At 53.0% G+C, this 13,612-nt stretch carries 12 protein-coding genes and 2 tRNA genes; 7 read left to right on the top strand and 7 right to left on the bottom strand.

Annotated features, from left to right (window positions below; translation table 11 throughout):
• The first annotated feature begins 8 nt into the window (after positions 1–8).
• The 5 genes from sufC to N5923_RS20580 all read left to right on the top strand — a co-directional run bounded on the left by sufC (position 9) and on the right by N5923_RS20580 (position 4,785).
• Entirely contained in the window at positions 9–755 is a 747-nt protein-coding gene (sufC, locus tag N5923_RS20600) for a Fe-S cluster assembly ATPase SufC (RefSeq protein WP_267144206.1), read from the top strand.
• Complete coding sequence (gene sufD / locus N5923_RS20595; protein ID WP_267144207.1) at positions 730–2,016, top strand: Fe-S cluster assembly protein SufD; 1,287 nt, start codon at positions 730–732, stop codon at positions 2,014–2,016. Before sufC ends, sufD begins: the two co-directional genes overlap by 26 nt.
• Complete coding sequence (gene sufS / locus N5923_RS20590; RefSeq protein WP_267144208.1) at positions 2,006–3,229, top strand: cysteine desulfurase SufS; 1,224 nt, start codon at positions 2,006–2,008, stop codon at positions 3,227–3,229. The genes sufD and sufS overlap by 11 nt, the downstream gene beginning before the upstream one ends.
• Positions 3,230–3,257: 28 nt before the next feature.
• Complete coding sequence (sufE, locus tag N5923_RS20585) at positions 3,258–3,674, top strand: cysteine desulfuration protein SufE (protein ID WP_267144209.1); 417 nt, start codon at positions 3,258–3,260, stop codon at positions 3,672–3,674.
• A gap of 70 nt (positions 3,675–3,744) precedes the next feature.
• A complete protein-coding gene (locus tag N5923_RS20580; RefSeq protein ID WP_267144210.1) occupies positions 3,745–4,785 on the top strand; it encodes a L,D-transpeptidase family protein in 1,041 nt (346 codons plus the stop codon).
• Between the two features lie 192 nt (positions 4,786–4,977).
• Here N5923_RS20580 and N5923_RS20575 read toward each other — a convergent pair whose 3' ends face one another.
• Both N5923_RS20575 and pykF read right to left on the bottom strand, forming a co-directional pair.
• Positions 4,978–5,214, bottom strand: coding sequence for a major outer membrane lipoprotein (locus N5923_RS20575; RefSeq protein WP_017802169.1), 237 nt, complete (start codon positions 5,212–5,214; stop codon positions 4,978–4,980).
• A 304-nt stretch (positions 5,215–5,518) separates the two neighbouring features.
• Positions 5,519–6,931 (bottom strand): pyruvate kinase PykF, encoded by a 1,413-nt coding sequence (gene pykF / locus N5923_RS20570; protein WP_267141636.1) that lies wholly within the window; start codon positions 6,929–6,931, stop codon positions 5,519–5,521.
• 484 nt (positions 6,932–7,415) lie between these two features.
• On the opposite strand from pykF, the gene N5923_RS20565 reads away from it, so the two are divergent.
• Positions 7,416–8,246 (top strand): alpha/beta hydrolase, encoded by an 831-nt coding sequence (locus tag N5923_RS20565; RefSeq protein ID WP_267141637.1) that lies wholly within the window; start codon positions 7,416–7,418, stop codon positions 8,244–8,246.
• Positions 8,247–8,278: 32 nt separating this feature from the next.
• On the opposite strand, the gene N5923_RS20560 is transcribed toward N5923_RS20565, so the two are convergent.
• The 3 genes from N5923_RS20560 to N5923_RS20550 all read right to left on the bottom strand — a co-directional run bounded on the left by N5923_RS20560 (position 8,279) and on the right by N5923_RS20550 (position 9,974).
• A tRNA-Val gene (locus tag N5923_RS20560) sits at positions 8,279–8,355 on the bottom strand.
• A gap of 18 nt (positions 8,356–8,373) precedes the next feature.
• Positions 8,374–8,450 (bottom strand) — tRNA-Val (locus N5923_RS20555).
• A 150-nt stretch (positions 8,451–8,600) separates the two neighbouring features.
• Entirely contained in the window at positions 8,601–9,974 is a 1,374-nt protein-coding gene (locus N5923_RS20550) for an MATE family efflux transporter (protein ID WP_267141638.1), read from the bottom strand.
• A gap of 233 nt (positions 9,975–10,207) precedes the next feature.
• Between N5923_RS20550 and N5923_RS20545 the strand changes: the two genes are divergently transcribed.
• Positions 10,208–10,858, top strand: a complete 651-nt coding sequence (locus N5923_RS20545; RefSeq protein WP_267141639.1) for a riboflavin synthase subunit alpha — start codon at positions 10,208–10,210, stop codon at positions 10,856–10,858.
• 78 nt (positions 10,859–10,936) lie between these two features.
• On the opposite strand, the gene cfa is transcribed toward N5923_RS20545, so the two are convergent.
• Both cfa and punC read right to left on the bottom strand, forming a co-directional pair.
• The gene (gene cfa, locus N5923_RS20540) at positions 10,937–12,085 is read right to left on the bottom strand and encodes a cyclopropane fatty acyl phospholipid synthase (protein WP_267141640.1); all 1,149 of its coding nucleotides are present in this window, start codon (positions 12,083–12,085) and stop codon (positions 10,937–10,939) included.
• Between the two features lie 289 nt (positions 12,086–12,374).
• Entirely contained in the window at positions 12,375–13,568 is a 1,194-nt protein-coding gene (gene punC / locus N5923_RS20535) for a purine nucleoside transporter PunC (protein WP_267141641.1), read from the bottom strand.
• Positions 13,569–13,612 lie beyond the last annotated feature (44 nt).

Genomic DNA, 13,612 nt, shown 5'->3' with positions numbered 1-13,612 from the left:
GAAATTCTATGTTAAGTATCAAAAATTTACAGGTAAGTATTGAAGACAAGCCGATTTTGCGCGGTCTGGATTTAGAGGTTAAACCCGGTGAAGTCCACGCCATTATGGGCCCGAATGGCTCAGGCAAGAGCACACTCTCCGCGACCCTGGCCGGACGCGAAGAGTATGAAGTGGTTGGCGGTGAAGTAAGCTTCAAAGGCAAAGACCTGCTGGAACTGGCGCCGGAAGAGCGTGCGGGTGAAGGCATCTTTATGGCGTTCCAGTATCCGGTTGAGATCCCGGGCGTCAGTAACCAGTTCTTCCTGCAGACGTCGGTCAACTCGGTACGTAAATACCGTGGTCAGGAAGCGCTGGATCGGTTTGATTTCCAGGACTTTATCGAAGATAAAATTCACCTGCTGAAAATGCCGGAAGATTTGCTGACCCGTTCAGTAAACGTCGGCTTCTCCGGTGGTGAGAAAAAACGTAACGATATTCTGCAGATGGCAGCCCTGGAACCTGAACTGTGCATTCTTGATGAGACCGACTCCGGTCTGGATATCGATGCGCTGAAAATTGTCGCTAACGGCGTCAACACCCTGCGTGATGGTAAACGTTCATTTATTATCGTCACCCACTATCAGCGTATTCTCGATTACATCAAGCCGGATTTCGTTCACGTGCTTTATCAGGGCAAAATCGTTAAATCCGGCGACTTTAGCCTGGTTAAACAGTTGGAGGAGCAGGGCTATGGCTGGCTTACCGACGAAGAGTGAAAACGCGCTGCAACAGTGGCATCACCTGTTTGAGTCGCGTGGTGAAAACCGCTCGCTACAGGCGCAGCAACACTGGCAGCAGCTACTGCGTTTAGGTTTACCGACGCGCAAGCAGGAAAACTGGAAATATACGCCGCTGGAAACGCTGTTTGGCGAAAGCTTTGTGCTAGCGCAAAATGGCCATGTCAGCGCTGAGGATCTGGCGCAGCTGACGCTGGATCTGGATGCGGTGCGTCTGGTGTATATTGATGGCAAGTTCAGCGCTGAATTTAGCGACAGCAACTTTGACCTGTTTGATATTCAGATTTCCCATTCTGCTGAACGCCGCGCCTTTGCTGCGCCAGTTCAGCCGGAAGTGTTTTTGCATCTGACCGAAAGTCTGGCGGAAGAGGCCACCACCGTGCAGCTGGCACGTGGCAAAGTGGCGCCGCGACCGCTGTATCTGCTGCATATCAGCAGCGGCAGCGGTGCTGCGCAGATGAACACCTCGCACTATCGTCACCATCTGCAGCTTGAAGATGGCGCTGAAGCCGAGGTGATTGAACATTATGTCAGCCTGAATGATGCGGTGCATTTTACCGGCGCGCGTATGACGATGGCGCTTGGCAACAATGCTCAGCTGAATCACACCAAACTGGCATTTGAGAACGTCGGCAGTTACCACTTTGCCCATAACGACATTACGCTGCTGCGCGATTGCCGGGTTAACAGCCAGAGCTTCCTGCTGGGCGCTGGTCTGACGCGTCATAACACCAGTTCACAGTTGAATGGTGAAAACAGCAACCTGGTGATTAACAGCCTGATTCTGCCGATCGATAAAGACGTATCAGATACCCGTACTTATCTTGAGCACAATAAAGGCCATTGCCAGAGCCGTCAGCTGCATAAAACCATCGTGCGCGATCGTGCGCGCGCGGTGTTTAACGGCATGATTAAAGTGGCGAAGCATGCGCTGAAAACTGACGGACAGATGACCAATAACAACCTGTTGCTGGGACGACTGGCGGAAGTGGACACCAAACCGCAGCTGGAAATTTATGCCGATGACGTTAAATGCAGCCATGGCGCCACCATTGGTCGTATTGACGACGAGCAGATGTTTTATCTGCGTTCGCGCGGGATCGATAAAGAGTCCGCAGAGCGCATGATTATCTACGCTTTTGCCGCAGAGCTGACGGAAGCGATCACTGATGAAACGCTGAAAGAGGTGGTATTGCACCGTATCTCACGGCGTTTCCCGGAGGCACCGAATGAATTTTGATCTTGCGCGCGTCAGAGCGGACTTTCCGATTCTGTCGCGCGAGGTCAACGGCCAGCCGTTGGCCTATCTCGACAGTGCCGCCAGCGCGCAAAAACCGCTAGCGGTGATTAACGCGGAAAGCCATTTCTATCAGCATGGCTATGCCGCAGTGCATCGCGGTATTCACACCCTGAGCGCTGAAGCCACCACGGCGATGGAAAATGTGCGCAACCAGGCGGCGCGTTTTCTGAATGCCGCGTCGCCAGAAGAGATTGTGTTTGTTAAAGGCACAACCGAAGGCATTAATCTGGTGGCCAGCAGCTGGGGCGGTAGTCAGCTGCAGGCGGGTGATAACATTATCATCACCCAGATGGAGCACCACGCCAATATCGTGCCATGGCAGATGGTAGCCAAACGTGTGGGCGCGGAAATTCGCGTCCTGCCGCTGACACCGCAGGGTGAGCTGGATGTGGCGCTGTTGCCGTCATTAATTGACAGCCGCACGCGCATTCTGGCGGTGACTCAGGTTTCCAACGTGCTGGGTTCAATCAACCCGGTTAAAGCGCTGGTTGCCCAGGCGAAAGCCGCCGGTGTGGTTACCCTGATTGACGGCGCGCAGGCGGTGATGCACGAGAAGATCGATGTGCAGGATATCGACTGTGACTTCTACGTGTTCTCCGGCCATAAAATCTACGGTCCGACCGGGATTGGCGTGCTGTATGGCCGCAAAGCGCTGCTGGATCAGATGCCCCCATGGGAGGGCGGCGGATCGATGATCGCTACCGTCAGCCTGACGGAAGGCACCACCTTTGCCGCTGCGCCATGGCGTTTTGAGGCTGGTACGCCTAATACCGGTGGAATTATCGGTCTGGGCGCCGCACTGGCTTATGTGGCCGCGCTGGGTCTGGATAATATCCAGCAGCGCGAGCAGATGCTGATGCGTTATGCGCTGGATAAACTGGCGTCGGTTCCCGACCTGATTATCTACGGACCGCAACAGCGTGCAGGCGTGATTGCCTTTAACCTTGGCCGTCATCACGCCTATGATGTCGGTAGCTTCCTCGATCAGTATGGCATTGCGATCCGCACCGGCCATCACTGTGCTATGCCACTGATGAATTATTACCAGGTACCGGCGATGTGTCGCGCTTCCTTTGCCATGTATAATAGCGAAGAAGAGGCCGATCGGCTGGTTGCTGGTCTGCTACGTATTCATCGTTTGCTGGGTGGCTGATGCCACTCAGCAGGCAAGGGAGGAACTGATGGCAACACTGCCAGACAAAGAGAAGCTGGTGCGCAATTTTAATCGCTGCGCCAACTGGGAAGAGAAGTATCTGTACGTAATTGAATTAGGCGCAGTTTTGCCAGAATTGTCCGATTCATTGCATCAGCCTGAGAACACCATTTCCGGCTGTCAGAGCCAGGTATGGATTGTAATGGATCAAGCCAGCGACGGTAAAATCCAGTTACAGGGCGACAGCGATGCGGCGATTGTTAAGGGACTGATTGCCATCGTCTTTATTCTTTATCAGCAGATGACTGCCCGTGAAATTGTTGAATTTGATGTGCGACCGTGGTTTGAACAACTTGCTCTGACCCAGCACCTCACCCCGTCCCGTTCACAGGGGCTGGAAGCGATGATTCGCGCCATTCGTCTCAAAGCACAGACGCTCGCCTGAGCTACACTTCTCGTTGAACACCTCGTTTCGCTAAGCGGGGTGTCTTTCATTGATAACGAGAGAGTTGCGCATGAAACCTGTGTCACACCTTGCCGGATTTTTCCTTCTTACCCTGCTTGCCGGGACGCGCATCGCCAGCGCGACAGACTATCCCTTACCTGCCGAAAACAGCCGCCTGATTGGCGAGAACAGCACCTATATTGTGCCGGGTGATAACCGCTCGCTGGAACAGATCGCCGCTGAGTACAAAATTGGTCTGCTGGGTATGCTGGAAGCCAATCCGGGCACCGACCCCTGGCTGCCGAAAGCGAACAGCCAGCTGACTATACCCACCCAGATGCTGCTGCCGGATACCAAACGCGAAGGCATTGTGGTCAATCTCGCCGAGCTGCGGCTCTATTATTACCCGAAAGGCGAAAACCGGGTGATTGTCTATCCGATAGGTATCGGCCAGCAGGGCATTATGACGCCGCTGGTGGTAACCAGTGTCGGACAGAAAGTGCCTAATCCCACCTGGACACCGACCGCCAATATCCGCAAGCGCTATGCGCAGGATGGCGTGACGCTGCCTGCGGTGGTGCCTGCCGGACCGGATAACCCGATGGGGCTGTATGCGCTGCGTCTGGCGTACGGTAAAGGCCAGTATCTGATCCATGGCACCAATGCCAACTTCGGTATTGGCATGCGCGTCAGCTCCGGCTGTATCCGTTTGCGCCCGGACGATATCGAGGCATTGTTTAATGCGGTGCCAAAAGGGACGCGGGTGCAGGTGATCAACCAGCCAGTGAAGTACGCCATTGAGCCGGACGGCAAGCGCTATATTGAGGTGCACCAGCCGCTGTCGCGTAACGAAAGTGATGACCCGCAGACCATGAAGCTGCCGCTCACTAAATCAGCGCAGACCTTTATCAGCAACAAATATAGTGACAGCGCGCTGATCAAACAGACCCTTGCGCGTCGTTCCGGTATGCCGGTGCTGGTGAACAGTGGTGAAGCGGTGGATGAGAATACGCCACTATCAGAGATTATACAGCAGCAGACGCATTCTGAGCCGTCTGGCAGTCAACCCGCCACAATCTCACAGGCGACTGGCGAACCACCGGCAGAATAGCGCTGAGCAGCCAGAAAATGGGGTGTTGGTTACGGGCGGCGAGAACGCCGCCCCTACAGACACCAGTATCTTTGTAGGGGCGGCGTTCTCGCCGCCCTTGCTGATAACGGGTACATGAGAGGCATAAAAGAGCTAAAAAAAAGACAAAAAAAATGGCGCACATTGTGCGCCATTTTTATTACCAGAACGCGCTTATTTTTTGTAAGCGTGAGCCTGGTTGTCCAGACGCTGGTTAGCGCGTGCTGCGTCGTCTTTAGCAGCCTGAACGTCAGAACGCACTGCGTTCACGTCGTTGCTCAGCTGGTCAACTTTAGCGTTCAGAGTCTGAACGTCAGTAGACAGTTGGTCGATTTTAGCATTGCTAGAACAACCAGCCAGCATAGTTGAAGCCAGGATTACCGCGCCCAGTACCAGTTTAGTACGATTCATTATTTATACCCTCTAGATTGAGTTAATCTCCATGTAGCGTTACAAGTATTACACAAAGTATTTTGTAATGAGAATAATTTTTTGATGAGAACGTGCCTAAAGTTGATCGTTCGCTCAAAGAAACATCTGTATGACCGAAAAAAACAAAAAATTAAAAGAAAACAGAAAGTTTTAATCGGATCAATCTTGGTTATTTCCGAATTTGAATAGTTATTTTCGATTGGAAATTTCTTAAAAACTGTTTACTGAAGTTGTAAAAAAAGCGCCTTTAAGGCGCTTTTTGTCTGCGAAGGGTAATCTTTAATTACAGAACGTGAACCGACGCGGTGTTGGTGGTGCCACTTGGCACTAATGCGCCGGATACCATCACCACCACTTCGCCTTTCAGCCCATAGCCACTTTCCAGTGCCGCTTCTTTACCAATACGGTAGAAATCATCGGTAGAGGCGATCTCTTTCACAATATGGGTAATGATGCCTTTGCTCAGCAGCAGCTGACGTGCGGTCTGTTCATTGGTGGTCAGCGCCAGGATGGTGGCGTTCGGGAAGTACTTACGGATCGACTTGGCTGACTTACCGCCTTCGGTGGCGACCACAATCAGCGGCGACTCCAGTTTTTCCGCTGTTTCTACCGCACCGCGGCAGACGGCTTCAGTGATGCGCATTTTGCGACTGTCGTGCTGCGAGTCAATACGGCTCTTCATCACGCGGTCGGTACGCTCACAGATGGTCGCCATAATGGTGACCGACTCCAGCGGGTATTTACCTTTCGCGCTTTCGCCTGACAACATTACTGCATCAGTACCGTCGAGGATGGCGTTAGCCACATCGCCAGCTTCCGCACGGGTAGGGCGCGGGTTTTTGATCATGGAATCGAGCATCTGGGTGGCGGTGATCACCACTTTACGTGCGCGGTTACATTTTTTGATCATCATCTTCTGGGCGAAGATCACTTCTTCTACCGGAATTTCGACGCCGAGATCGCCACGCGCCACCATGATACCGTCAGAGGCATCAAGAATTTCGTCGAAGTTATTCAGACCTTCCTGGTTCTCGATCTTGGAGATGATCTGAATATGTTCGCCGCCGTGCTGCTTCAGGTGTTCACGGATTTCCAGCACGTCAGAACGTTTGCGGATAAACGAGGCGGCAACGAAGTCAACGCCTTGCTCGCAACCGAAAATCAGGTCGCGTTTATCTTTTTCCGCCAGCGCGGGCAGCTGGATGGAGACGCCTGGCAGGTTTACACCTTTGTTTTCGCCAAGGTCACCGTTGTTCAGCACTTTACATACCACGCTGTTTTCGGTGACTTCGGTCACTTCCATGCCGATCAGGCCGTCATCAACCAGTACGGTATTGCCGATCTTCAGATCCGCCGCGAAGCCAGCATAAGTCACCGCAACACGCTCGGTGTTACCGATCACTGACTGGTCGGTGGTAAAGGTAAAAGTCTGGCCCGCTTTCAGAGAGGCATCAACGCCGCCTTCCAGCTTCATGGTACGGATTTCCGGGCCTTTGGTGTCAAGCAAGACCGCAGCCTGATGGCCGGTTTTGCTCATTACATTGCGCAGATTAACGATGCGCTGACCGTGTTCGGCATAATCACCATGGGAGAAGTTAAGGCGCATTACGTTCATACCTGCATCAAGCAGGTTGGTCAGCATTTCTTCCGATTCGGTTTTTGGACCGATAGTACATACGATCTTGGTCTTTTTCATGAGCAAGTTATCTATAAGTTGTGATGGATGATTAAAGGATTGATTTCGATGGCGTGACCACCGAAGGAGAAATTTGTGCCTGGTAACAAGCGAACTGCGCTACAGAGTAAGAATAGGTGACAGATATAAAGCGTGCAGAGGAAGTTGTGCGGATGGTTTAGCTGGCCCGCCGGGCTAGGTTGCGCAAACTGTGATCGTTGTAAGTATCGACAGGTCAATTGGCTGAAACCATTCAAGTGAGACAACGGTTCGTATTATAGTCGCTAAGTGTGCGAAAACCAATTAAAAAGCTGTGCAACAACCTCTGTAAGATCAAGAAAAAGTGATGTTGCGCAAGCGTAAGCCAGATTTCGCGCCGTCAAATTTATACCAGGAAAAAGCTGAAAATGCTGTCCTGCGGGCGATTAATGCCGTTCTGAAACAATTGACGGCACGGTGATGAAAAGGCAGTTTTCTTATCCCGGCCGAACCCAGAGAGACGTTTATGCTTACCCGTGATGAAATTTTTCACTCCGCCAGCTGCGGCGATTACCGTATCCAGCTGTGCTGGCCGGATGAGCCCGCCCCGGAAAATGGCTGGCCGGTGATCTTTCTGCTGGATGGCGCCAGCTATTTTCCGATAGCTGAATATCTGATGCGCACACTGGCACATCCGCGCTGTAGCATGCTGCCCGGCGTGGTGGTGGCGATTGATTATCCTGATGGCAGCCGGCGGGAAAAAGATTATCGTCCGGCGGTGGCGCAGCAGGTAGCGGAAGCCAGTCCGCAGGGCGGCTTTTATCCGCCGGGCATGGCAGGGCAGTCGGAAGCCTTTCTCAACGTTATGCTGCATGAGATAACCCCGTGGCTTAGCAGCCAGTTATCAATCAACACCCGTAATGCTGCGCTTTTTGGTCACTCCTATGGCGGGCTCTTTACCCTGAATACGCTGTTTACCGCCAGCGACAGTTTTCGCCACTACTATGCCTCCAGTCCGTCGGTATGGTGGAATGATGGCTATCTCAGCGCTATGGCCGCCAGCTTTGCCCGGCGGGCGGATATCGCAGCACAGAAGGTGCTGTTGCTGTCGGTGGGTGAGTATGAGCAGTCGCTGCAACGTTTCGAACTGACACTGGACGCGACCACGCGCGCAACGCTGGCGCAGCATCGCCGGCAACGACGGATGGTCGATGGCATTCGCGAGCTGGCATGGCGATTACAGGCGGGACAACAGCAGAATCTGCAAACGGAATTTGTGGTTTATGCGGATCAGTCTCATCAGTCAGTGCCGATGCTGGCGCTGCAAAAAGCGATGATGCATCATTTTCAACGTTGAGATGGAGTATATAAAAAGAGGGAAAAAAGAAGTGGTGCGTTCTAGAGGACTCGAACCTCCGACCCCCACCATGTCAAGGTGGTGCTCTAACCAACTGAGCTAAGAACGCTTTACTGCTACATCATTTTGGTGCGTCCGAGTGGACTCGAACCACCGACCCCCACCATGTCAAGGTGGTGCTCTAACCAACTGAGCTACGGACGCATCATTTCGCTATCGTGTTGACAACGGGGACGAATATTAACGGCAGTGTCCCCGGCTGGCAAGTGGAAACATCTATTTTTGTTATCGACTGCTGCGCAACTGTGCAATCAGCGTTTTTTTTAAACGTGAAGGGCGTAAAACGCCCTGAAATTAACGTGCTGCACGCGCCAGAATCACTTCTGCCGGCAATTGTTGCAGACGGCGCATGCGCCAGATCATCATCACCGCCGACGAGGTAAGACCAATAATAAAGCCACACCAGAAACCGGCCGGACCAAGCGCCGGCACCACCCAGTTGGTCATCGCCAGCACATAACCACTCGGCAGACCCAGCACCCAGTAGGCGATAAAAGTGATATAGAAGATCGAGCGGGTGTCTTTATAACCACGCAAAATGCCGCTGCCAATGACCTGAATCGAATCGGAGAACTGGTAAATCGCCGCCAGCAGCATCAGTTGCGCCGCCAGGGTGACCACTTCCGGGTTGTCGTTATACAGCAGCGCAATCTGCTCGCGGAAAATCACCGTAAAGGTCGCGGTCAGCGCCGCCATCGCAACGCCAACGCCCTGTGCGGTCCAGGCAGCGACGCGCGCGCCTTCCGCGGAACCCTGCCCGAGACTGAAACCCACGCGGATGGTGGCCGCTACGCCTAAAGAGAGCGGCAGAACAAACATCAGCGAGCTAAAGTTCAGCGCAATCTGGTGACCGGCCACTTTAACGATACCCAGCGGCGAAACCAGCAGGGCGACGACGGCAAACAGCGTGACTTCAAAGAACAGCGCCAGCGCCACCGGCATACCGAGGCCGGTTAAACGTCGCAGCACCGCCCAGTCAGGGGCGTCAAAGCGGTTGCTTAAACGGATATCACGCAGGGAAGATGCACGGTTGCTCCACGCTTTGATCAGAATAAACATCACCCAGTACACTGAAGCGGTGGCGACACCACAGCCGATGCCGCCCAGTGCGGGCATGCCAAAATGACCATAGATAAAGATATAGTTAACCGGAATATTGACCAGCAGACCAATAAAGCCCAGCACCATGCCGGGTTTGGTTTTTGACAGCCCTTCACACTGACAACGCACCACCTGGAAGAACAGATAGCCGGGCGCGCCCCACAGCAGCGCGTGCAGATAGCCGACGGCGATACGTGCCATTTCCGGGTCAATACCTTTCATCGCTGAAATCATATACCCGGCGTTATACAGCACCAGCATAATCAGGATGGAGACAAAACCCGCCAGCCAGTACGCCTGACGCACCTGATGCCCGATGCGTTCGCGACGGCCGGAGCCGTTAAGCTGCGCCACCACCGGCGTTAATGCGAGGATCAGGCCATGACCAAACAGAATGGTCGGCAGCCAGACAGAGGTACCGACTGCTACGGCGGCCATATCCGTGGCGCTGACGGCACCGGCCATAATGGTATCGACAAAGCCCATGGAGGTTTGCGCCACTTGCGCAAGGATCACCGGAATTGCGAGGGCTAATAATTGACGCGCTTCTGTCAAATACTTCTGCACACAAACACCTTGTCCATTTTATTAAGGGTGAACGAATTTTACGCCCGGGCGGGCGCCTGAATTTAAATCAGAATAGTAAGCCGTGTAGTGTAACGGGCGTCGCGGTTTAAGCCAATCTTCAAACCAGATAATCGCTCTTAATGTTATACAGTTAGCACAGGTTGCTGTTGGCTTTTATCGGCGTGGCATTACAGTTGTGTTAAGATTGTCAAAAAACAGACTGAGGCTTAAGCATGTTTACCGGAATTGTGCAGGGCACCGCTGAGGTGCTGTCGATTGAAGAAAAAACCAATTTTCGCACCCATATCGTTAAATTACCGCCGGAGATGTTGCCGGGGCTGGAATTAGGCGCATCGGTGTCGCACAACGGTTGCTGTCTGACGGTGACCCATATCGAGGGTGACCAGGTCAGTTTTGATCTGGTGAAAGAGACATTGCGCGTGACCAACCTCGGTGAATTACAGACGGGTGATCAAGTCAATGTCGAGCGTGCGGCGAAATTCAGCGATGAGATTGGCGGGCATTTAATGTCCGGCCATATTATGACCACCGCGGAAATCTGTAAGATCATTAATTCAGAAAATAACCGCGAAATCTGGTTTAAACCGCAGGATGCGCAGCTGATGAAGTTTATTTTGCGTAAAGGTTATATCGGAATTGACGGTATTAGCCTGACAGTGGGTGAAGTCAGCAAAACTAAATTCTGCGTGCATCTGATCCCTGAAACGTTGATGCGTACCACGCTTGGCGGCAAAAAACTGGGGCAGCGGGTGAATATTGAAATCGATCCGCAAACCCAGGCGATAGTCGAAACGGTGGAGCGGGTGCTGGCTCAGCGCGAAGCGGCGCTGCTGGCGACGGCGGCAGAGCATTTACAGCCCTGAAAAACGGGCGGCGAGAACGCCGCCCCTGCACACCATTCCTGTAGTGGCGGCGTTCTCGCCGCCCGTGTTAAACGGTTATTAATGCGGCACTCTTAAGCCGCCTTCCACGCCATGGCTAAATACCACCTGCCAAAGCTGAATATCGCGCGCGCGAAACGCGCCAGCACAGGCATTCAGATAGTAACTGAACATCCGTTTAAAACGTTCCCCGTAGTGTTCGGCCAGCTGCGGCCAGCCCTCAATAAAACGCTGATGCCAGGCCATCAGAGTGGTGTCGTAGTCCGCGCCAAAGTTATGCCAGTCTTCCATGACAAAATGCGGTTCACTGGCAACGCTGATATGGCGTGCCGACGGCAGACAGCCATTGGGGAAAATATATTTATTAATCCAGGGATCAAGATTCATATCGGTTTTCAGCGCGCCAATCGTATGCAGCAGGAAAATACCCTCTGGCTTTAAATTGTGGTTGGCGACGGTAAAATAGGTGGCGTAATTTTTTGGCCCGACATGTTCAAACATCCCGACCGAAACTATGCGGTCAAACTGCTGGCTCAGATCGCGATAATCCTGCAATAAAATGGTGACATCAAGACCGGCGCAGCGCTGTTGCGCCAGTTTCTGTTGCTCGGCCGAGATGGTCACGCCAACCACGCTGACGTCATAGTGGCGTGCGGCAAACTCCGCCAGCCCGCCCCAGCCGCAGCCAATATCCAGCAGTGACATGCCCGGTTGCAACTGCAGCTTGTCGCAGATCATCTTCAGCTTGGCATGCTGTGCTTCTTCAAGGGTGGCGGCGTCTTTCCAGTATCCGCAGGAGTACTGCATATGTGAGTCGAGCATAAGCGAAAACAGATCGTTACCCAGATCGTAATGCTCTTTGCCGACAATCCACGCGCGTTTTTTTGATTGCAGATTGGTCAGGCGTGCCGCGGCGATGCGCAGCGTATCTTTGAAGTGGTGGGGCAGTTGCTGGTCAAGTTTATGTTGTATCACCCGATGAAAAAACATATCGAGGCGTTCACACTCCCACCAGCCGTCCATATAGCTTTCACCCAGTCCCAGCGAACCTTCCTGCAATACGCGGCGAAAGAATTCGGGGTTTTTAACCTGAATATCCCATGGATGTGAACCGTTCACTGCGATACCGGCAATTTGCAGCATCTCGTGGACAATCCGGTACCAGTGGTTTTCTTCCAAGCTCACTTCTTCTATACACGATGAACTCATAGCTTCTCCATCACCTGCTGTGATCAGAACCTGAGAAATAGAATAGCCAATTTCTGCAGGATTGTGAGAGAACTCACGGATAATCCGTGTGCCTGATATCCGACGTTAAACAGAGGATTGAAATTGAACGAAAAGATTCTGCAGAGATGCGTCGCGAATGCCACGCCGAAAAACACCACGACAACCCTGTCAGGTCTGACAAAATAGTGTTGATTTATTGTTATAAAATATTGCCTTAGATGAGTATATGCTCACGGCAGGCAATATTCAATATAATATTGTTAGCGTGCTAACTAAATGATTTTACTACCGAACAGGGTTTTGCAGCTTTGCGTTGAAATTGTAGTGCATATCCCGCCAAAGCAATAATTATGGTGAGCAGCATAATGGCGGTGGTGGTAAGCAGCACATTGGCGATCAGTGTTGATACTGCCATACTGGCGCAGAAGCAGAGTCCGAGCTGCAACATATTCTGTAACGCCGCCGCTTTGCCGGTGGCATGCGGGAACGGCAGCAGCGCGTTGGCCACGACAATCGGATAGATGGCGCCATTGGCCATCGCCATACCGCAAAACGGGATCAGTAACGCGGTTAATGACGTCTGGCCAGAAAGGGCAACGGCAAAGATGGCGCTGATGCTAATGGCATAGCCCAGCAGCAGCCACGGCAGCAGGGTTTTACCTGCCATCCGTTGCAGCAATGCACGACAACCAAAACCGCCCACTAAAAACGCCAGCGTCTGCGGTACATAACTTAAACCGATATCGCCGGGCGTCAGGCCCAAATCCGCCAGAATAAACGGCGAACCGGTGAGCCAGGCAAAAAAGCTGGCGGAACAGGCAGCATAGATCAGCACATTGCCGCTGTAGATCCGCGATTTCAATAATGACAGAAAACTGACCCGCGGTTGATCGGTTGCCGTGGCGGTTGGTGCCGCAGGCTTAAGACGCAGGGTCGGGATCAGTAATGCCACTGCAATCAGCAGCAGGGCGACAAAAATCGCACGCCAGCTAAAATGGTTCAGCAACCAGGCGCCCAGCAATGGCGCGAGTGCCGGGGAGAGGGCGACCAGCGGCATAATGGTGGCGAACACCCGGTTGGCCTGTGCCCCGCTGTAACGGTCAACCACCAGCGCCTGCCAGCTTACCGCTGCCGAACAGACACCTGCTGCCTGGATAAAGCGCAGCAGCAGCAGTATCCCGGCATCCTGCACCGCCAGCATTCCGGCGCAGCCGAATGCAAACAGACTCAGGCCAATCACCAGCACCGGTTTGCGACCAATACGGTCGGACAGCGGCCCCCAGAGCAGCTGTGCACTGGCAAAACCGGCGAGAAAAACGCTCAGACTGGCGCTGATTGCGCCGGGATGGGTGTGCAGATCCTGTTGCATGGCGCCAAAGGCAGGCAGGTACATATCGGTAGCAAGAAAACCCAGCATGCTTAACAGCGCCAGGTAAACAATAAATCCTTTTGACTTGATCATCAGATAACTCTTTTTTTATGCAGGTGATTTTAACGCGCTGAGTG

The sequence above is a fragment of the Winslowiella arboricola genome (assembly GCF_025527015.1).
Taxonomy (GTDB): Bacteria; Pseudomonadota; Gammaproteobacteria; order Enterobacterales; family Enterobacteriaceae; genus Erwinia; species Erwinia arboricola.
The sequence above is the reverse complement of the archived record's forward strand: the minus strand, read 5'-3'. Positions and strand labels throughout refer to the sequence as shown.

What these genes read in the sequence shown, in the direction of transcription:
- sufC (WP_267144206.1), top strand. Translation starts at nt 9, where the DNA reads ATGTTAAGTATCAAAAATTTACAGGTAAGTATTGAAGACAAGCCGATT.
- sufD (WP_267144207.1), top strand. Translation starts at nt 730, where the DNA reads ATGGCTGGCTTACCGACGAAGAGTGAAAACGCGCTGCAACAGTGGCAT.
- sufS (WP_267144208.1), top strand. Translation starts at nt 2,006, where the DNA reads ATGAATTTTGATCTTGCGCGCGTCAGAGCGGACTTTCCGATTCTGTCG.
- sufE (WP_267144209.1), top strand. Translation starts at nt 3,258, where the DNA reads ATGGCAACACTGCCAGACAAAGAGAAGCTGGTGCGCAATTTTAATCGC.
- N5923_RS20580 (WP_267144210.1), top strand. Translation starts at nt 3,745, where the DNA reads ATGAAACCTGTGTCACACCTTGCCGGATTTTTCCTTCTTACCCTGCTT.
- N5923_RS20575 (WP_017802169.1), bottom strand. Translation starts at nt 5,214, where the DNA reads ATGAATCGTACTAAACTGGTACTGGGCGCGGTAATCCTGGCTTCAACT.
- pykF (WP_267141636.1), bottom strand. Translation starts at nt 6,931, where the DNA reads ATGAAAAAGACCAAGATCGTATGTACTATCGGTCCAAAAACCGAATCG.
- N5923_RS20565 (WP_267141637.1), top strand. Translation starts at nt 7,416, where the DNA reads ATGCTTACCCGTGATGAAATTTTTCACTCCGCCAGCTGCGGCGATTAC.
- N5923_RS20545 (WP_267141639.1), top strand. Translation starts at nt 10,208, where the DNA reads ATGTTTACCGGAATTGTGCAGGGCACCGCTGAGGTGCTGTCGATTGAA.
- cfa (WP_267141640.1), bottom strand. Translation starts at nt 12,085, where the DNA reads ATGAGTTCATCGTGTATAGAAGAAGTGAGCTTGGAAGAAAACCACTGG.
- punC (WP_267141641.1), bottom strand. Translation starts at nt 13,568, where the DNA reads ATGATCAAGTCAAAAGGATTTATTGTTTACCTGGCGCTGTTAAGCATG.